Genomic DNA, 17,348 nt, shown 5'->3' with positions numbered 1-17,348 from the left:
GCTTTTTGATAAATAGCCCCCACTGCCCCGCCGGCGCTGAAGAGTCTGCCGACGCAAGGGCGCCGCTGACCCGGCGAACGAGAAAATTTCACCAAACCATTGATTCGCTAAAATTTTTCACTATAGTTATGTGAGTCAGCTCACCGAGAGAAAGCTGGATCATGACCAACGAGATCATCACGGCATCCTCACCGGCCGGCACGAGCGCACTTCTTGCAACTGTCGGCAACAAGGTCCGCACGATGCGCAAGGACAAGGGGATGACCCTGTCCAAACTCTCGGAAATCACCGGTCTCAGCCCGGCGATCGTCAGCCAGATCGAACGTGGGCTGGCCAACCCATCATTCACCACCTTGGCGCAGTTGGCTCATGGCCTGGACATTCCCGTGGGGAAGTTCTTCCTCGGCCAGGAAGAAACCAGGTCGCCGGTTGTCCGTAAGTCCGAGCGGCGAAACCTCAAAGGCGTCACCAAAAAGTCCGTGGGAGAGGCAGTCTATGAGCTCCTGACCCCGGACCTCAATGGCGCGTTGGAGGCCCAATGGATCGTGAGTCCGCCAGGCCACGACACCAGCGCCACCCCTTTCCGCCATAGCGGCGAGGAATTCGGCATCATCTTGTCGGGAAAGAAGGACATCTTCCTCGACGGTGAGTGCTACACGCTAGAGGCGGGCGATTCGATCACCTTCTCCTCGGATACGCCTCACTGGTACAAAAACAGCTACGAAGAGGTATGCGTAGCGATCTGGGTCAACGCCCCGCACGTATGGTGACCAGCCGGCGCTAGCCGCCGCTCGCTCCCATACACGTACGGACCCTTGGACGTCCGTTCGCAAACATCTCAACTTTCCGTGTCCAGGTCCCCCGGGACCTCTACTCGTCATGCCCTCCGCCAGGCCTGGTCCGCTCCGTGCATCGCAGCGGGCTCCTCCTGAGCACTCCGTCTATACCCCGGCAACCGTTCCAACGGCATGCCCGCCGGGAAGTAAGGATCCTCCACCATGAACTCCTTTGCCACCACATCGTCACTGGAACTCAGTACGACGACGGCGGACCTCACCGCACCCGTCATCTCCCGCTCCGACGTCCTCGTGGTCGGCGGTGGGCCCGCCGGCGTGGCCGCCGCGGTCACCGCAGCACGGTCCGGCGCATCCGTCACGCTCCTGGAGCGCTACTCCGCGCTCGGTGGACTTGCCTCCGGAGGGATGGTCCTGGTGCTCGACGACATGATCAACGGCCAGGAAATCACGGTCACAGGCATCGTTTCGGAGTACGTGGAACGGCTGCAGAAGCTCGGCCTGGCGATTGTCCCGCCTGCCGATGACCGCAAGACCTCCGAGGAACTCTGGAACAAGTGGGGCCGCTACGGCACCTTCAACTTCCACTCCCACACCAACCCCAAGCCGATCTGTTATGCAGCGGCCTTCGATCCCGACGGCTGGAAGCGGGTGTCCAACGACCTGGTCCGCGAAGCCGGAGTCAACCTCCGCCTCCACTCGTGGTTCTCCCGCCCGATCGTGGACAACGGCGTCATCAAGGGCGTCATTTGCGAGACCAAGTCCGGCCCGCAGGCGTTCATGGCGGACATCGTCATCGACACGACGGGAGACATCGACGTCGCCTCCCGTGCCGGCGCCAGCCACATCAAGGACAGCTACCTCACTACCCTCGTCTTCCGCCTCGGCAACGTAGACACAGCCGCCGCGGAGGCTTTCGAGCAGGCCAACCCTAAGGAAGCCCGCGCCATCAACCGCACCATCAAGCGCCTCCTTGGGGGCGCCTGGGAACTGTGGTGGCTCAAGACGCCGATCGACGGCGTCGTCTGGTGCAACGCTCCCCACATGACCGGGTACGACGGCGTGGACCCCGCGGACATGACCGCCGCAGAGTTTGCCGCACGGGACCGGATCAGCGAGGCCGTGGAGTATGTCCGCGCCCACCTGCCGGGCTTTGAGAACTGCTTCATGCTCGACGTCGCCTCCCAGATGGGCGTGCGGCAGACCCGCCTGCTCGAGGGCGAATACGTCATGACGAAGGACGACGTCACCTCCCGCCGCCACTTCGCGGACACCGTGGCCCGCGGACGCGATTACTACTACCCGTACCGCTCGCTGCTTCCGAAGGAAGTGGACCAGCTGCTCGTCGCCGGCCGCCACTACTCGGCCACCCCGGAAGCGCAGAAGATGTCCCGCGAGATCCCGCCCTGCATGGCCATGGGCCAGGCAGTCGGCGTCGCCGCGGCGCTGGCGGTCGAAAACGGCACCCTCGTCCGCGACGTTTCCGCCCTGGACATCCAGCAGGGCATGCGCGGGCACGGTGCGGACCCGGGCGACGTCCCGTCGTCGAACGCTACCGTCGACAGCGAAGCGGTGGTGGGGGCATGAGTACCGACACCCTTCTCGATGAATTTGAGGAAACCACGACGGCGGCGCCCGCCGCCGCTGCCAAGCCCAACAGCATCCCGCTCCCGCTCGACGGCATCAAGATCGTGGACTTCACCCAGGTGTTCATGGGACCGTCCTGCACCCAGCTCCTGGGCGACTACGGCGCGGACATCATCAAGGTGGAACGTCCGGGTGCCGGCGATATCTCGCGCAACTCGTTCCCGGACAAGGACGGCCAGGACAATCCCATCTTCCTGTCCATCAACCGGAACAAGCGCAGCGTTTCCGTGGATACCCGCACCGACGAGGGCAAGGCCGTCCTCCGCCGGGTCATGGCCGACGCCGACGTCGTCGTCAGCAATTTCCGTTCCGGCGTGATGGAACGGATGGGCTTCGGCTACGAGGAACTCAAGGCCGGGAACCCGGGCATCATCTGGGCCTCCGGCACTGGCTTCGGCCCGGTTGGGCCGTACTCCCACAAGGGCGGCCAGGATGCGATCGCCCAGGCCTACTCAGGCGTGATGTGGCGGCGCGAGTCGGACGACGTGAAGCCGGCCATCTACCCCACCACGCTGTGCGACTACATCACGGGCATGCACCTCATGCAGGGCATCCTGCTGGCATTGCGCACCCGGGAGGCGTCCGGCGTCGGGCAAAAGGTCGAGGTCACGATGTACGACTCCATGCTTCACCTGCAGATGCAGGAGGCGTGCATGCAGCTCAACCGCGGCTACGAAGTCAATTGGGGCGCCATGCCGCTGAGCGGCGTCTTTGAAACCACCGACGGCGCCGTCTGCATGGTGGGCGGTTTCACGCCCGATCCTCTGGCTCGGATTTCCGAAGCGCTGGGCCTGGACGAAGACCTCACGCAGCGGCCGGAATTTGCCAACCTTGAGCAGCAGTTCAAGCACAAGCCGGCCCTGCAAGCGATCTTCCGGGAACGCATCGCCACGAACACCACCGAGTACTGGACCAACCAGCTGGAAAGCCAAGGCCTGCTCAACGCACCCGTCCACACCTTGGAACAGGCGCTCGCCGATGCCCAGACCGAGGCCAACGGCATGATCGTGGAAGCCGAGCACCCGGGCGTCGGCACCGTGAAGATGCTCAATGCCCCGATTCGCTTGTCTGCGACGCCGCCTTCAGTCCGCCGCGTGGCGCCGCGGCTCGGCGAGCACAACGTCGAGGTCCTGATGGAAAACGGATTCGACGCCGAAGCCATCGAGCGCCTGCAGAAGTTGGGAGTCCTCCGGTGACTGTTTCGATGGATGAGAAGAAGATCGTTGACCAGGTCACCCTGACCATCGAGAACCACGTGGCCACGGTGGTGATCGACCGTCAGCACGTGCTCAACGCCGTCGACGGGAGCGCCCAGGACCGGCTGAATGACATCTGGAACCGGATCGAAGCCGATCCTGACGTTCGCGCCGTCGTCATCACGGGCGCCGGAACGCGGGCCTTCTGCGTCGGGGCGGACATGTCCGCCTCTGCCGTCGACAAGACCGGCCTGCAGTACTGGGCGGAGCTTGACCCCAACGGTTTCGGCGGACTGAGCCTGCGCACGAGCCTGGACATTCCGGTCATTGCCCGCGTGAACGGTTACGCGCTGGGCGGCGGCATGGAGATCGTCCTCGGCGCCGACATCGTCGTCGCCGCGGACACGGCCCGCTTCGGCCTCACCGAACCGCGGGTCGGGCGCTTGGCGCTCGACGGCGGCATCCACCAGCTGGTGCGCCGCGTCCCCTACACCCAAGCGATGGGCATGCTCCTCACAGGCCGCAAGGCCGAGGCTGCGGAAATGCAATCGATGGGCCTGGTCAACGAAGTGGTTCCCGCGAAGGAGCTCGACGCCGCGGTGCAGCGCTGGGTGGACCAGATCCTCGCCTGTGCGCCCAGCTCCGTCCGGGCCGTCAAGCAAATGGTCAGCAGGACCAGCCACCTGGGCGCGGCGGAAGCCCGCGGCCTCAGGCTGCCGGCGCTCATGGCCGCACTGGACAGCGAAGACTCCGCCGAAGGCGTGCGCGCCTTCCAGGAAAAGCGCCCGCCTGTGTGGCCGGGCCGCTGAATGCAGCATGAACAGATGCAAGACACCGAACTTCAGCACGAACGGAAGGACAATCCAATGCGGGAATCACTGACACCCGGCGTGTGGGGCGTCGTCGCCACGCCCTTCCAGGGCAGCACCCTCGATCTGGACACCGACAGCCTGGCCCAGTTGGTCGAGCACTACGAATCCATTGGCGCCACAGGGCTGACTGTCCTGGGTGTTTTCGGCGAGGCCGCCGCCCTGACAGCATCGGAGCGCAGCCTGGCGCTGGAAGTGGTGGTCGAAGAAACCCGGTTGCCTCTCGTGGTTGGTGTGACCTCGTTCTTCACGGGCACGGCAGTCGAAGAAATCCGCGCTGCCCAGGCCGTGGCCGGAGACCGGCTCGCCGCCGTCATGGTGCAGGCAAATTCGGCCCGGCCGGAGGTTGTCATCGCCCACCTCAACGCCATCCACCAGTCCACCGGGGCCAAAGTCGTCCTGCAGGACTACCCGGTGGCCAGCGGAGTCAGCATCAGCACGGAAGCACTCATATACGTGGTCCAGGCCTGCAAGTTCGTTATCGCGGTCAAGGCCGAGGCCCCGCCCACCAGTGTGGCCATCGCCCACCTGGCGGCCGCCGTCGACGTTTCAGTTTTCGGCGGGTTGGGAGGTCAAGGGCTGCTGGACGAATTAGTGGCCGGCGCAGCCGGCGCCATGACGGGGTTCTCCTACCCGGAAGCCCTCGTGGCTTGCGTCCGTGCCTGGCAATCGGGCGGTTACGACGCCGCCCGGGACGCACTGCTTCCGTACCTGCCGCTCATCAACTTCGAGCAGCAGGCCCGGATTGCCTTGGCGGTCCGGAAGGAATGCTTCCGTGAGCGAGGCTTCATCAAGGACTCCGGTGTCCGCCCGCCCGCGGCTCCTTTCCCGGAGGTCCTCAGGAACGGAATGCTGACGCACCTGGCTGAAGCGGCCCGGGCCTTGGATCTCTCCCTTACCCCAACCGCCCACACAGCAGGAAGGCTCTGATGGACCTCGGAATCAGCGGCAAGACCGCATTCGTCGCCGCCTCCACAGGAGGACTGGGACTGGCCGTCGCCCGCGGACTCGCGGCCGAAGGCGTCCGGGTGGCCATCACGGGCCGGCGTGGCGAACTGGCCGAGAAGATCGCGGCGGAGCTGCAGGCTGACGGCCACAGCGCCGTGGCTGTCGGGGCCGACCTGAGCACCGCGGACGGAGTGACGGCCGCCGTCGAACGCGCCGTGGATCTGCTCGGCCCCATCGACATCCTCGTGCTCAACGGCCCCGGCCCCAAGCCCGGGGCGGCCGCCAGCCTTGGCGCCGACGACATCGCGGCGGCGTTCGAGCTGCTGGTGAAGCCGCACCATGCGCTTGTCTCCAAGATCCTGCCGGGGATGCGGGAACGGCGCTGGGGACGGATCCTGGCCATCGGATCCAGCGGCGTTGTGGCACCCTTGCCCAACCTCGCCGTCTCCAACACAGGCCGTGCAGCGTTGGCCGGTTACCTCAAGACGCTTGCAGCGGAAGTGGCCCTCGACGCCGTCACAGTCAACATGCTCTTGCCAGGACGCATCGCAACCGACCGCGTCGCCGAACTGGACCGGGCGGCGGCTAAACGCCGCGGCACCACACCGGAGGAAATCCAACTCGAGTCGCGCAAGACCATCCCTGCCCGACGCTACGGCGAACCGGAGGAGTTCGGCGCTGCCGGCGCCTTCCTCTGCAGCGCCCCCGCTTCGTACATCACCGGCGTCGCGCTTCGCTGCGACGGTGGCCTGATCCGGAGCCTCTAGGCCCTGATCGCCTCCCGAACAGCCCCAATACCCAATCCGAACCGCTAAGCCAAAGGATTACCATGACTTCTACCGCCACCGAAGCCGCAACTTCCACCCGCCAGGATGTTGCCGCAGCGCAGCACTTGATCAACGGCGAATGGACCGGAGAGCCGGAAATCCAGCGAATCAACCCGGCCCGACCGGATGAACTCGCTGCACTCTCCCCGCGAGGCACCGCCGACGACGTCGGCGCGGCCATCACCGCCGCTGCCGCCGCCCAGCCGGCCTGGGCAGCCCTGCCCGCCCCGGCCCGCGGCGCCATCCTCATGAACGCAGGCAAGCTGCTGGAAGATCGCCAAAGCGCGATCGCCGAGGACCTCGTCCGTGAGGAAGGCAAAACCCTCGCCGAAGCCAAGGGAGAGGTCAAGCGCGCCTCGGACGTGCTGCGCTTCTTCGGCTCCCTCGGCTGGGCAGCCACCGGCGAAGTACTTCCCAGCGGCCTCCCGGACACCACCATCACCACCCGGCGCGAGCCGCTCGGCGTCGTCGGGCTCATCACCCCCTGGAACTTCCCCATCGCCATTCCGGCATGGAAGGCCGCCCCCGCACTCATCAGCGGCAACGCCGTGGTCATCAAGCCGGCCGAACTGACCCCGCTCTCGGCGACGCACCTCGCCCGCGCACTCCAGGACGCCGGACTTCCCGCCGGAGTATTCAACGTGGTCCACGGAAAGGGCCGCGTGGTGGGAGACGCTTTGGCACGCGATCCCCGCATCGCCGGGCTGTCCTTCACCGGATCCACCAAAGTGGGGCTCGGACTCCAGGAAATCCTGAACGCCCGCCGCGCCCGCGTCCAGCTCGAAATGGGCGGCAAGAACGGCGTCCTGGTCCTCGACGACGCCGATCCGCTCAAGGCCGCCGCGGTAGTCGCAGCCGGCGCGTTCGGCCTCACGGGCCAGGCGTGCACCGCAACGTCCCGGGTCTATGTCGCGCCGGGCATCCGCGATGCCTTCCTCGAAGCCCTCGTAGCCGAGGCGGCCAGCTACACTGCCGGTGACGGGCTCGACGGCGCCAAGATGGGCGCCGTGGTGAGCAGCCAGCAGTTCGAGCAGGACCAGGCCGCGGTGCGCACCGCCGTCGAACGCGGCGCCACCCTCCTTCACGGAGAGTACGACGGCGACCCCTCCGGAGCGCTGCTCTTCCCGGCCGCCGTGCTCACCGATATTCCGTTTGACGACGCCGCTGTGATGGAGGAAATCTTCGGTCCGGTTGTCGCGGTCCTGGAGGTCCCGGACTACGAGGCCGGGCTGGCCGCGATCAACGACTCGCGCTATGGACTCACCGCAGGCATCTGCACCGATTCCTTGGCCTTGGCCACGGACTTCGCTGCCCGGGCGCAAGCCGGAGTAATCAAGGTCAACCGCCCCACGGCCGGCCTGGACTTGAACGTGCCGTTCGGAGGCGTGAAGGACTCCTCCACCAACACCTTCCGCGAGCAGGGCAAGTCCGCACTGGACTTCTTCACGTGGGGCAAGACCGTGTACACGGGTGTGTAGCGCGTCATGACTTACGTGATCGCGCAGCCCTGCGTCGACGTCAAGGACAAAGCCTGCATCGACGAGTGCCCGGTGGACTGCATATACGAAGGGGAACGCTCGCTCTACATCCACCCGTCAGAATGCGTGGACTGCGGCGCCTGCGATCCCGTCTGCCCGGTGGAGGCGATCTACTACTCGGATGACGTGCCGGATGAGTGGGCCGACTATGTCCGGGCCAACGTCGAGTTCTTCGAGGAACTCGGATCCCCGCAAGGAGCCTCGGTGCTGGGTAATCTCGGACGGGACCACCCGGTGGTTTTAGCGGCACACGTCCCGGGCTGACGTTAGGCGGCCAGCCTGGCCTGGATCGCCCGTCGAAGCGACTCCAGGCTGGGCAGGCCCGAGAGGCCCCCGGCCGTAGGGTAGACGCGACACGTCATTGCTGGCTCTGCAGTGGACGGGAAGAGGTCGATTCCGTCCACCATGAAGGCCGGTGACCCGTGGAATCCGGAGGCTTCGGCCTCCGCGTCGGTCATGATCTCCCTGACCGCGATCAAGGCCGGATCGTTCCCTTCCAGTTCCACGGCCCGGGAGAACAGTTCCCGGGCCGCCGAGCTGTGGGGACAGTCCTGGATGGTGAGCAATTCGAAATCCATGGCCCCATTATCCGGCCGCGCGCTGTCAGGTTCACAGCAGGTCGGCGTGATGCTCCGCGACGACGTTCGGGTGGGCCCGAAGCCGGTAGCGGAGGGCGTTGTCGCCGTAGGTTTCCAGAATCGGACTGTTCGTCGGGTCAACCGACAAGCCGCGGGCTTTTGCCTGGAACTCCGGGCTCACGGCAAGCTGCGGCATGGTCGCGTCAAGTGCAGGATTGTAGAAGAAGGGAAGGGAAATCCGGTCTGTGCCTCGAAGCGGTGAGATGACCCGGTGCAGGGTCGCCTTGAGGTAGCCGTTGGTGGCCAGTTCCAGCATTTCGCCGATATTGACCACGAAAGTCCCCGGCACTTGTGGCGCGTCGATCCACTTCCCTTGGTACTCAACCTGGAGACCGCCCTTCCCGGGCTCAACGAGGAGAAGCGTGAGCACTCCCCCGTCACGGTGGGATCCCACGCCCTGCTTGGGTTCCGGGTTCGACTCCCCCGGATATCTCACAATCTTGAGGACAGGGAACGCCCGTGCGGCGAATGCCGCATCAAAAGTGTCCTCGGGCGCCCCAAGCGAAACTGCCAGGGCCCGCAGCAACGCCAGCGAGATAGTGCTCAGCCGTTCGGTCCATTCTGAGACAATGTCCCGCATTTCCGGCAACGCGGCCGGCCACAGGTTGGGCCCCTCGAGGCGCCAATATTCCGCTACACCCGGGCCAGGCTCAACAGCATCGCGCTCGACGCCGATATCGATCTGCTCGCGCCAGTCGATCCCACCGTCGGTGAGCTCGCCGCCGACGCGGGTATAGCCGCGGAACTGGGGGCTGTGGACGTTCTCGATCGCGAGTTTCTCTTCTTCCGGTAGCTCGAAAAAGCGGCGCGACACGTCGAGAATGGCGTCCGTCAACTCCTGGGGAATGCCGTGGCCGGCGAGATAGAGAAAGCCAACCTCATGCATGGCATCGCGCAGTTCGTCGCGGAATCGGGCGGCCGCTTCCGGGCCTGCATTCAGACGGGAGAAATCGATCACGGGCAATGTCTCGAGTGTCAATTCACTTCGTCCTTTTCATCGAGTGTCGCAATCGTGCGCGTTGTCCATCGCTTCAGCTTTGCTGTTTGGGACGCCACACACCGAAACGGTTGCCGTGCGGGTCCAGAAGGTGCGCGAACTCGATCGCGCCGTTGTCGACAAACGGGATGGCTACGCTCGCACCCAGGGATTCGGCCTTGGCGATTGCGGCTTTCACATCGTCGACTTGGACGTAGAAGATCGCCCACGATGTTCCCTCAAGAGAGGACGTGTCCCACAGCCCACCCTTGTCGCCATTCACCATCTGGTAGCGGGCAGGCGAGGACTCACCGAAAGTCCAGTCGAAGAGCGAGCTGTAGAAGGTCCGCGCGCTCTCGGGATCGGGCGAACCGATTTCGAAGTAGTTCACTATGGACGCCATGACTGTTTCCTTTCCCCTTCCGCCGCGGATAGACGGAGGCCGCCCTCGAGACCTGGGGGCGGCCTTCTGAATCGTTAGGGCATGACCTTGTAGAGATCGACGACGGTCTCTTCCGGGGGCGACTCGAATCCGCCCTCGATACCCGCCTGCATGCGGGGCATGAGAATGCCGTCCCGGAATTTCTCCCAACTTTCTTTCGACTCGTGGACGGCCATGATGGTCCAGCCACCGGCCGACGGGCCTGCGGCATGGAAAGTCTGCCCCTCGGGCAGGAGCCCCTCTCCTGGGTGGACAGCGGCAATTGACGCTTCGTATTGGTCCTTGGTGCCTCCTGGGAAGAAGTGCACGACTCCGTAGGACGCGGCTTCCATCTCTGCTCCTTGCTGGTGTGGACGGGTGTGGACATGCCAAGCAATAGACCCTGCTACCTGGGATGTCAATGAGTTTTCACAGGCAGGATCCAAATCCGATACTCAGGTCCAGAATTCGTCTGCCTTGGCCGTATCCTCGAAGAATTCCCGGCCCTCTACAACCTTTCCGTCGCGAAGTACGAAGGAGATGGCGGTTGCAATGTCCAGGGTTTTTCCGTCGCTTTCGGCGCGGCTTTGCTGGAGTCCGATTGTGTGGTTTTCTCCGCCGACGATGTCCTGCACCGACGCTTGGAATGTACCTTGGGAACGCGCTCCCAGCTCGCCAAAATAGGCCAGGATGGCGTCGCGCCCTTGTTTCGTCCCGGACAGTACGCCGTTTCCTGCTGCGTACCAGACTGCGTCCTCCGCGAACAGCTCGCTGAGTGTCGCCAGATCACCTGAATTAAAGGCCTCGTATCCCCGCCGGACCAATTCGGCGTTTTCTGTAGCTCCCATGTCGGTACCTCTCCGTCATCCTCGTCGGTCAATGGGACGGCTTAAGGCTATTCCTGGCCAGGATGCCTGTCGATGGGAAAGCTTCAAAGTTCGGGGACTGCACCAAGGGCAGTTACCGGCAATTCAGTGGCAAGCTAGACCACAAGTGGCCGCAACCAGATGGAGGGCAAGCCGTGATTGACACCGCTGAAGCCGTTCTTCACGACGGCACGACGATCCCCGTCACCATCCACGGAAACGGACGCGCCCTGGTGATCCCGGCCCGCTTCGCCGCCTATCCGCCGGAGGAAGCCGAAACGATGCGCCGCTGGGGAGCTGATCCGCATCTGGGGTCCAATCTGGTCAAAGGACTCGGGCGATCACACCGGGTGGTCATCGCCGATTACGAAGGTCACCGGATGGCCCACCCTGCACCGGACACCCTTACTCCCGGGAATGTCACGGCTGATCTTCTTGCCATCGCCGACACCGCTGATGCCGGCACGTTCGCTTACTACGGCTACTCCTGGCTGGCACTCTGCGGCTTGCAACTCGCAATCCGCACTGACCGGCTCTGGGCACTGGTAATGGGCGGATACCCACCCCTCGACGGGCCTTACGAGAGCATGTTGGCGGTCACCCGGGCAGCGCACTCGATGTCCGGACAATCCGGCGACGTCGTTCCTTCACCTACCGCTGACGTTGAGCCTGGAGACTGGGACTCGGTGCCCGTTCAAACGAACGAGGCACAAACCCGCCAATTCGTCACCCTCTACGAGGCCCTGCAAGACTTCGACGATTCCGCCGCCGAAGTCCCGCCGGGTTTGCCCCGCCTTGCCTTCGCAGGGGCGGACGACCGGATCGACTACGGCCCGGCATGGGGCAACGTTCACGTAAGGATCGGCGAGCCCCTGATGGCACGCAAGCAAGACCTCATTGACACCGGGTGGGATGTCGAAGTGCTTACGGGCCTCGACCACATCGGAGCGATGCATAGCTCCGTCGTCTTGCCTCTCCTGACGGACTGGCTCCGGAAGGTCGGCTAGGCCTGCCCGAAGTGCCCTCTTGAGACAGGTCCGGGCCGGTGGGACGATGAAGCGGTGAATCCCTTCCTCGAATTTGTCAGCCACTACTGGTGGCTGGTCTTTCCGCTGAGCGGATTGGCTGGCGGTTGGGCGCGGTCCTGGTCCCGGGCCAGCGAACGGCGGCACCGCCGCCGGGTGGAGCTTTATCAGCTCAAGAACCGCGCGGCGGAAGCGGAGCACGCCAGCCAGGCCGAGGTCGTCCGGCTGCAAGAGGCACACGACGCCGTGAACCGGCGTTGGCTCGAATACGAACTCGACGTCGCTAAGCTCATTGATTTTCCGGTCATGTCGGATGTCCGCGAGCCGCTCACCGTGGAATTTCTCCGGGCCAAACGGGAAGCTGACGGCTTGCGTCCGGCAACGCCGGGAGAAATCACGACGGGGGCCCGGCTTACGGAGTATCGCGCGGCCGTCCGCGGCTTCGAACTGGCGTTCGATGTAGCAGAGCGGGAAGCCAAACGCATCAAGGACAGCAATTTCACCGAGCCCGAGCGCCAGCGGCTGGCGACCGCCAGGAAGCTGCTTCGGATCGCTTCGGATAGTGCAGCGACGCCGGCAGAGCGGCAGACAGCCTACAAACGCGCCCGGCGCGAATTGGACGGTCTGATCGTCCTGCCCGAGGCGACCGTCGCAGCCCTGGAAGAGAAGATCGCCGGAATGCTCGACGCCCCGAAGGCTCCGGACTTCCATCAGAGCTGACTGGAGCCCTTCTCAGTGTTTGAAGCGATGAATGATCACATACTTGTGATGCTTCCGGTGTCGAGTCTTGGAACGACGCGGAGTCAGACCTAGAGGGGGTAACCCAAGGGCTTTCCGCCTGGCTGACAAACGAATATTCGCGTAAATCAGGAAGAAGAAGAAGCCCAGCGATGGGATGAGCAGCACGAATATCCACGGTAAATTGCCCACGGCGCGCCTCCTATGCTCAGTCTCCGACCCGGCACAGCCGACGTCAAGATTGCGTTGTTCGGTGGTGGACGCCACGTCGGCTCAGACTGAGGGGCTATCCACGGGACCTTGCCAGGCGTAGCTTTCTTCTCATCCCGGCTCTGTCTTGACCCGCAGCCGGTACCTACCAGGAGGTCATCATGGACAACCTATTCGGACGCGGCGGACTCGAAGTCCCGGAGCCGCTCCGACGCTTCCTTCAAGGCCAATCCGACCCCTCGCTCCGCATCGAGCAATACCAAGAGGGTGACACGCTCGTCGTCAGGGTGGATCTGCCGGGAATCGATCCCGAGACCGACGTCGACATCAGCGTCGCCGAGGACACCCTGCATATCCAGGCGCGGCGCGAGGAGGATGTCGAGCGCGTGGACAAGAAGGGGTACCGCACCGAGCTCCGCTACGGCGAACGGTCCCGCAGCATTCCGCTGCCCCGCGGAGTGAACCAAGACGGCATCGCAGCCACGTACGAGGATGGCGTCCTTGAGATCCGTATCCAGCTCCCCGAACAGTCAGAACCGCAGACCACGAAAATCCGCGTAGTCCGTACAGGTGGCCGCGAAGCGAATCAGCCTCCAGAGGAGCCGGGGAACTAGCCCTGCCGACGACGCAAGCTAAGGGCTCCCGTCCCGCCCGTTTGGCCGACGCACCTTTTGGAGCCGCGGGCCCGGCACCTTGCCCTGCGGAGCCGTAGCCTCCAGGGTCGTGGCGGGCATTGCGAGGACCGCGACGACGGTGAGCGCGGCGCTCACGAGGACCGCGAGAAACACTGCCGCCGACGCGAATACAATTGCCTGCGAATTCTTCCCGCCACCGGGGCTGGCGCCGTAGATTGCATTGGCCACGGCTCCGAAAACGGCCACGCCAAGCGAGCTGCCAATGGAACGCGCGAAGAGGTTGGTGCCCGTCACGACTCCGCGCTCGTGCCATTCGACACTGGACTGGGCTGCGATCAGGCTCGGGGTTGCAAGTAGCCCCAGGCCGAGCCCTGCCACGAAACAGCTCCCCGCGACGAGCACGATGTTAGGTGTGTAGGCCGTAATGGCGAGGGCCGCCGAACCGATCACGGTGACCGTGATCCCGATCAAGGCTGTTGCCCTGAAACCGATCCGAAGGTAGAAGCGGCCCGACTGCGAGGCGCTGATCGGCCAGCCGATTGTCAGGGCCGCCAGAGACAGGCCCGCCGTGACTGGCGACACCGAAAGCGCGCCTTGAAGGAACGTGGGAACGTAGGAAGTGAGGCCAAGCACGATTGCCCCGGCACCGAATGAGATCAGCGCGGTCGTGGCGAGGAGGCGCCTCGAAACGACCCATGGCGGAAGGACAGGTTCAGCCGCTCGTCGCTCGACCAGGATGAAGGCAACGAGCAACACTGAACCAATGGCGAACACGGCGATGCTGACCGGAGAGTCCCAGGCCCACGCCTGGCCACCCTCCAGAGCCCCGAGGATGGTCAAAGTCAGGGTGACCGTGAGAAGAGCGGCTCCAAGATAGTCGACGCGGTGCTTAACTCGTTCGATGTTCTCCTCGAACCTTTGAACCAGCATCCAAGCGGCCACGAGGCACAGCGGAATGTTGACCAGGAAGATTCCGCGCCACACTCCAAGCGAAGAGAACACCCCGCCCAGTGTGGGACCGACAACTGAAGAAGTTGCCCACACGCTGGCGAGGTAGCCTTGCACCTTCGCGCGCTCGGCGAGGGTGTAAATATCGCCCGCGATGGTTATGGCCACGGGGAGGACCGCGCCGGCGCCCAAGCCTTGCACCACACGGAAGGCGATGAGCGTGGGCATGCTCCACGCGAGCCCGCAAAGGATCGATCCCAGCAGGAAGAGTCCAATGCCAGTGAGAATGATCGGTTTGCGGCCTGCCATGTCGGAGAGCTTCGCGTAGACCGGAACCGAGACCGCCTGCGCGAGGAGGTACGCGGAGAAGAGCCATGGGAACGAGGCAAACCCGCCGATTTCACGCACAATCGAAGGCACCGCGGTCGCCACGATCGTGGCATCGATCGCGACGAGGCCGCTCGAGAGCATCAGGGCAATGAGTACCGGGCCCCGTTTGGAACGGAAGCCTACGCCGTCGCTTTGAATTGCCATGTCATGGCTCCGCCTGGAAACACTCTTCCCATCATTCTTGTCTGATCACGCTAGGCGCATCCGCGGTGGGACGCAATCACCAGCCTGCGGCATGGCCTACCATGCCGATCAAGGAACCCTGAAAGCGGGGCGGTTGGACACGAAAGACGTCCCCTGTCATTCCCCTATGCCCAGGCGTATCCTGAAGACGTTCCCGGCACCGGCCTCGGCCGGCATTTTTCTCTGCACCCACTCAGTTAGGCGTCATCCATGGAGATGAATATCAGGGACCACTGGGACATGCTCAGCCCCGAAACGCGCCATTGGCTAACCGACAACCCCGGATGTGTGGTCTTGCCGCGAACCATCACGGAAATAATCCACCAGGAAACCGGCATCACTCCGGATGCCGACCGGCACAGCCAGGTCAGCCTCTCCCCCGAAGATCTGAGTTTCATCCGGGCCAAGGCTGAAGGGGGCCCGGTCCGGCCCAAGTAATCGACCCCGAAGTAAATCGACTACGTCACTCCTCGCCGTCGTCATCCGCCGGCACCGGTGGTTTGGCCGCCTCGCGCAGCGGTCCTACCGCCCCGTCCGCGCCATAGTCCCCCTCCGCGTACTGGCCGATTTCCGACTCCGCCGTGCGTCCCGGAACCGTTCCTGCGTCACCGAGGTCGGCTTTTGCGTAGCGCCCGGATTCCTTGGCTTTCACACCCAAGGGTTCGGGAAGGCCGCCTTGGCTGCCGGCCGCTCCGTAGTCGCCTTCGCTGTATTGGCCTTCTTCGTCTTCGGAGTGCCGCCCGGGCTCCGTTCCCGTCTTGCCGTAGTCTCCCTCGACGTAACGGCCCCTGAGTTCCGGCTCCTCGGGAGCTCCGCTTGTCTCCTCGTCAGTGGGTTCTTCGACGCCGCTGCTGTCGGACATGATCTTGCCTTTCCCGCAACCAACCTTGCGTCTGTTCGGCGCCCCTTAAGTTTATCGAGGGGCTTTGCGGCACAACAGGGCGTCCGCGCTAGAGGCCCTACGGACTGTGAAATACCAGTTTCGGTTCGTAGCTTTCGAGCCCGACGCTTGCCCTCACGAGTGCCCGCAGTTCCGACAGGCCTCCCGACACGGCTCCTGCCGCCCGGGCCTGGACCAGCACGTTCCCGAGCGCTGTTGCTTCCACGGGGCCGGCAACAACCGTCTTGCCGGTGGCATCGGCGGTGAGCTGGCACAGCAGCCTGTTCTGCGAACCGCCGCCCACGATGTGGACCACCGACGTCTGCTTGCCGGACAACTCTTCGGCGCGTGCCAGGGTCCTCGCGTAGGCGGCCGCGAGGCTGTCCAGGATGCAGCGCACGATGGCGGCCGGCCGGTCCGGGAGGACGGCACCGCCGGCGCGCACCGCGGATCTGATGCGCTCGGGCATGCTGTCCGGGGCGATGAACGCCGGATCTTCAGCGTTGATTTGGGGACCGCCGGCGGGAAGGGCCGCCGCGGACTCCAGGAGCGCGGCGAGTTCCTGCCGGTGCCCTTCGGCGGCCCAGGTGCGTTGGCATTCGCTGAGCAACCACAGGCCGCCCACGTTGCGCAGGTACCGGACGGTTCCGTCGACGCCCCGCTCGTTGGTGAAGTTGGCCAAACGGCTTGACTCGTCCAGGACCGGGTTGTCCAACTCAACCCCCACGAGGGACCAAGTGCCGGAGGAAATGTAGGCGAAGTCTTCTTGCCGGGCCGGAACGGCCGCCACCGCCGAGGCGGTGTCGTGTGATCCCACGGCAACGACGGCAGTTTCCGCCGCGAGGCCCGTCCGGGCCGCGATCTCCGGCAGCAGCGTGCCTACGGTTTCGCCCGGCTGGATGATGGCCGGGAACAGGTTTTTGGGCAGGCCGAGTGCCTTGAAGGACTCGGTGGCCCACTCCCCCGCGACGGCGTCAAAAAGCCCGGTGGTGGAGGCGTTCGTGGCCTCGGTACGGCGTTGCCCGGTCAATGTGAAAGCGATCAAGTCCGGGATGAGCAACGCCTGGACGCCACGCAGTTCACGTTCGGTGGCTAGCTGGTAGAGCGTATTGAACTGCAGGAACTGCAGCCCTGTGGTGGCATAGAGCCGTGCCGGGTCCAGCACCTTGTGGACGTCCGCGACGGCGGTGCGGCCGCGCTCGTCGCGGTAGCTGAACGGTTGGGTCCGCAAGGCGCCGGAGGCATCCACGAGTCCGTAGTCGACGGCCCACGTGTCGATCCCGATACTGGCAATCCGCTTCCCGCTTGCGGCCGCCGTTTCGGCGGCCGCCGCAAGACCCGTGAGCACCTCATCGAACAGGGCCTCGAAGTCCCAGTGGAGTCCGCCGTCGAGCTCTACGACGCCGTTGGGGAAACGGTGCACCGTTTCGAGCGAGACCGTTTTTCCGGACGCAGGGCCGCCGGTCACTCGGCCGAGCATGACGCGGCCCGAGGACGCTCCGATGTCGATGGCGGCGAACACGCCGCCGCCAGTCTCCTTCCCGCTCATCGGAGGAAGGCTGCGGCGACGCCCGCGTCGACCGGGATGTGCAGGCCGGTGGTGTGTGAGAGTTCGTTGC

The 17,348-nt window shown here is 64.6% G+C and carries 20 protein-coding genes; 12 read left to right on the top strand and 8 right to left on the bottom strand.

What is annotated here, in order from left to right:
* The first annotated feature begins 161 nt into the window (after window positions 1-161).
* From QRN52_RS16230 to fdxA, 8 genes are all read left to right on the top strand, one after another.
* Window positions 162-770, top strand: a complete 609-nt coding sequence (locus tag QRN52_RS16230) for a helix-turn-helix domain-containing protein (RefSeq protein ID WP_059389980.1) — start codon at window positions 162-164, stop codon at window positions 768-770.
* Window positions 771-998: 228 nt separating this feature from the next.
* Window positions 999-2,381 (top strand): FAD-dependent oxidoreductase, encoded by a 1,383-nt coding sequence (locus QRN52_RS16225; protein WP_284754270.1) that lies wholly within the window; start codon window positions 999-1,001, stop codon window positions 2,379-2,381.
* Window positions 2,378-3,637, top strand: a complete 1,260-nt coding sequence (locus QRN52_RS16220) for a CaiB/BaiF CoA transferase family protein (protein ID WP_284754269.1) — start codon at window positions 2,378-2,380, stop codon at window positions 3,635-3,637. Before QRN52_RS16225 ends, QRN52_RS16220 begins: the two co-directional genes overlap by 4 nt.
* A gap of 8 nt (window positions 3,638-3,645) precedes the next feature.
* Entirely contained in the window at window positions 3,646-4,446 is an 801-nt protein-coding gene (locus QRN52_RS16215; protein ID WP_390277913.1) for an enoyl-CoA hydratase-related protein, read from the top strand.
* Window positions 4,447-4,503: 57 nt separating this feature from the next.
* A complete protein-coding gene (locus QRN52_RS16210) occupies window positions 4,504-5,436 on the top strand; it encodes a dihydrodipicolinate synthase family protein (protein ID WP_284754266.1) in 933 nt (310 codons plus the stop codon).
* A complete protein-coding gene (locus tag QRN52_RS16205) occupies window positions 5,436-6,221 on the top strand; it encodes an SDR family oxidoreductase (protein WP_284754264.1) in 786 nt (261 codons plus the stop codon). Before QRN52_RS16210 ends, QRN52_RS16205 begins: the two co-directional genes overlap by 1 nt.
* A 62-nt stretch (window positions 6,222-6,283) precedes the next feature.
* Window positions 6,284-7,759 carry an aldehyde dehydrogenase family protein gene (locus tag QRN52_RS16200; protein ID WP_284754262.1) on the top strand — a complete coding sequence of 492 codons (1,476 nt, stop codon included), beginning with the start codon at window positions 6,284-6,286 and terminating at the stop codon, window positions 7,757-7,759.
* Between the two features lie 6 nt (window positions 7,760-7,765).
* Window positions 7,766-8,083 (top strand): ferredoxin, encoded by a 318-nt coding sequence (gene fdxA, locus QRN52_RS16195; protein ID WP_284754261.1) that lies wholly within the window; start codon window positions 7,766-7,768, stop codon window positions 8,081-8,083.
* A gap of 2 nt (window positions 8,084-8,085) precedes the next feature.
* Here fdxA and QRN52_RS16190 read toward each other — a convergent pair whose 3' ends face one another.
* The 5 genes from QRN52_RS16190 to QRN52_RS16170 all read right to left on the bottom strand — a co-directional run bounded on the left by QRN52_RS16190 (window position 8,086) and on the right by QRN52_RS16170 (window position 10,702).
* The gene (locus QRN52_RS16190; protein WP_284754260.1) at window positions 8,086-8,397 is read right to left on the bottom strand and encodes a hypothetical protein; all 312 of its coding nucleotides are present in this window, start codon (window positions 8,395-8,397) and stop codon (window positions 8,086-8,088) included.
* Between the two features lie 31 nt (window positions 8,398-8,428).
* A complete protein-coding gene (locus QRN52_RS16185) occupies window positions 8,429-9,436 on the bottom strand; it encodes an isopenicillin N synthase family dioxygenase (protein WP_284754258.1) in 1,008 nt (335 codons plus the stop codon).
* 52 nt (window positions 9,437-9,488) lie between these two features.
* A complete protein-coding gene (locus QRN52_RS16180) occupies window positions 9,489-9,836 on the bottom strand; it encodes a VOC family protein (protein WP_284754257.1) in 348 nt (115 codons plus the stop codon).
* 74 nt (window positions 9,837-9,910) lie between these two features.
* Complete coding sequence (locus tag QRN52_RS16175) at window positions 9,911-10,207, bottom strand: hypothetical protein (protein WP_284754254.1); 297 nt, start codon at window positions 10,205-10,207, stop codon at window positions 9,911-9,913.
* 102 nt (window positions 10,208-10,309) lie between these two features.
* On the bottom strand, window positions 10,310-10,702 hold the full coding sequence (locus QRN52_RS16170; protein WP_284754253.1) for a nuclear transport factor 2 family protein: 393 nt from the start codon (window positions 10,700-10,702) through the stop codon (window positions 10,310-10,312).
* Window positions 10,703-10,875: 173 nt separating this feature from the next.
* Between QRN52_RS16170 and QRN52_RS16165 the strand changes: the two genes are divergently transcribed.
* The 3 genes from QRN52_RS16165 to QRN52_RS16155 all read left to right on the top strand — a co-directional run bounded on the left by QRN52_RS16165 (window position 10,876) and on the right by QRN52_RS16155 (window position 13,307).
* On the top strand, window positions 10,876-11,727 hold the full coding sequence (locus tag QRN52_RS16165; RefSeq protein WP_284754251.1) for an alpha/beta fold hydrolase: 852 nt from the start codon (window positions 10,876-10,878) through the stop codon (window positions 11,725-11,727).
* A gap of 54 nt (window positions 11,728-11,781) precedes the next feature.
* Window positions 11,782-12,465: a hypothetical protein gene (locus QRN52_RS16160; RefSeq protein ID WP_284754249.1), complete on the top strand. Its 684-nt coding sequence runs from the start codon at window positions 11,782-11,784 to the stop codon at window positions 12,463-12,465.
* A gap of 389 nt (window positions 12,466-12,854) precedes the next feature.
* Complete coding sequence (locus QRN52_RS16155; RefSeq protein ID WP_284754247.1) at window positions 12,855-13,307, top strand: Hsp20/alpha crystallin family protein; 453 nt, start codon at window positions 12,855-12,857, stop codon at window positions 13,305-13,307.
* 18 nt (window positions 13,308-13,325) lie between these two features.
* Here the strand turns inward: QRN52_RS16155 and QRN52_RS16150 are convergent, their stop codons facing one another.
* A complete protein-coding gene (locus tag QRN52_RS16150; RefSeq protein ID WP_284754245.1) occupies window positions 13,326-14,810 on the bottom strand; it encodes an MFS transporter in 1,485 nt (494 codons plus the stop codon).
* Window positions 14,811-15,059: 249 nt separating this feature from the next.
* Between QRN52_RS16150 and QRN52_RS16145 the strand changes: the two genes are divergently transcribed.
* On the top strand, window positions 15,060-15,287 hold the full coding sequence (locus QRN52_RS16145) for a hypothetical protein (RefSeq protein WP_284754244.1): 228 nt from the start codon (window positions 15,060-15,062) through the stop codon (window positions 15,285-15,287).
* A gap of 25 nt (window positions 15,288-15,312) precedes the next feature.
* Here QRN52_RS16145 and QRN52_RS16140 read toward each other — a convergent pair whose 3' ends face one another.
* On the bottom strand, window positions 15,313-15,711 hold the full coding sequence (locus tag QRN52_RS16140) for a hypothetical protein (protein ID WP_284754243.1): 399 nt from the start codon (window positions 15,709-15,711) through the stop codon (window positions 15,313-15,315).
* 97 nt (window positions 15,712-15,808) lie between these two features.
* Window positions 15,809-17,278, bottom strand: coding sequence for a rhamnulokinase (locus QRN52_RS16135; RefSeq protein ID WP_284754241.1), 1,470 nt, complete (start codon window positions 17,276-17,278; stop codon window positions 15,809-15,811).
* Window positions 17,279-17,348 lie beyond the last annotated feature (70 nt).

The organism is Arthrobacter sp. efr-133-R2A-120 (genome assembly GCF_030209835.1).
Classification (GTDB): Bacteria; Actinomycetota; Actinomycetes; order Actinomycetales; family Micrococcaceae; genus Arthrobacter.
Note: the sequence above shows the minus strand (reverse complement) of the source record. Positions and strands in the feature narration are given on the sequence as shown.

Coding starts and splice junctions, on each gene's coding strand:
- QRN52_RS16220 (WP_284754269.1), top strand. CDS start 2,378: ATGAGTACCGACACCCTTCTCGATGAATTTGAGGAAACCACGACGGCG.
- QRN52_RS16190 (WP_284754260.1), bottom strand. CDS start 8,397: ATGGATTTCGAATTGCTCACCATCCAGGACTGTCCCCACAGCTCGGCG.
- QRN52_RS16230 (WP_059389980.1), top strand. CDS start 162: ATGACCAACGAGATCATCACGGCATCCTCACCGGCCGGCACGAGCGCA.
- QRN52_RS16205 (WP_284754264.1), top strand. CDS start 5,436: ATGGACCTCGGAATCAGCGGCAAGACCGCATTCGTCGCCGCCTCCACA.
- QRN52_RS16200 (WP_284754262.1), top strand. CDS start 6,284: ATGACTTCTACCGCCACCGAAGCCGCAACTTCCACCCGCCAGGATGTT.
- fdxA (WP_284754261.1), top strand. CDS start 7,766: ATGACTTACGTGATCGCGCAGCCCTGCGTCGACGTCAAGGACAAAGCC.
- QRN52_RS16175 (WP_284754254.1), bottom strand. CDS start 10,207: ATGGAAGCCGCGTCCTACGGAGTCGTGCACTTCTTCCCAGGAGGCACC.
- QRN52_RS16155 (WP_284754247.1), top strand. CDS start 12,855: ATGGACAACCTATTCGGACGCGGCGGACTCGAAGTCCCGGAGCCGCTC.
- QRN52_RS16140 (WP_284754243.1), bottom strand. CDS start 15,711: ATGTCCGACAGCAGCGGCGTCGAAGAACCCACTGACGAGGAGACAAGC.
- QRN52_RS16170 (WP_284754253.1), bottom strand. CDS start 10,702: ATGGGAGCTACAGAAAACGCCGAATTGGTCCGGCGGGGATACGAGGCC.
- QRN52_RS16215 (WP_390277913.1), top strand. CDS start 3,646: ATGGATGAGAAGAAGATCGTTGACCAGGTCACCCTGACCATCGAGAAC.
- QRN52_RS16135 (WP_284754241.1), bottom strand. CDS start 17,278: ATGAGCGGGAAGGAGACTGGCGGCGGCGTGTTCGCCGCCATCGACATC.
- QRN52_RS16225 (WP_284754270.1), top strand. CDS start 999: ATGAACTCCTTTGCCACCACATCGTCACTGGAACTCAGTACGACGACG.
- QRN52_RS16210 (WP_284754266.1), top strand. CDS start 4,504: ATGCGGGAATCACTGACACCCGGCGTGTGGGGCGTCGTCGCCACGCCC.
- QRN52_RS16145 (WP_284754244.1), top strand. CDS start 15,060: ATGGAGATGAATATCAGGGACCACTGGGACATGCTCAGCCCCGAAACG.
- QRN52_RS16180 (WP_284754257.1), bottom strand. CDS start 9,836: ATGGCGTCCATAGTGAACTACTTCGAAATCGGTTCGCCCGATCCCGAG.
- QRN52_RS16150 (WP_284754245.1), bottom strand. CDS start 14,810: ATGGCAATTCAAAGCGACGGCGTAGGCTTCCGTTCCAAACGGGGCCCG.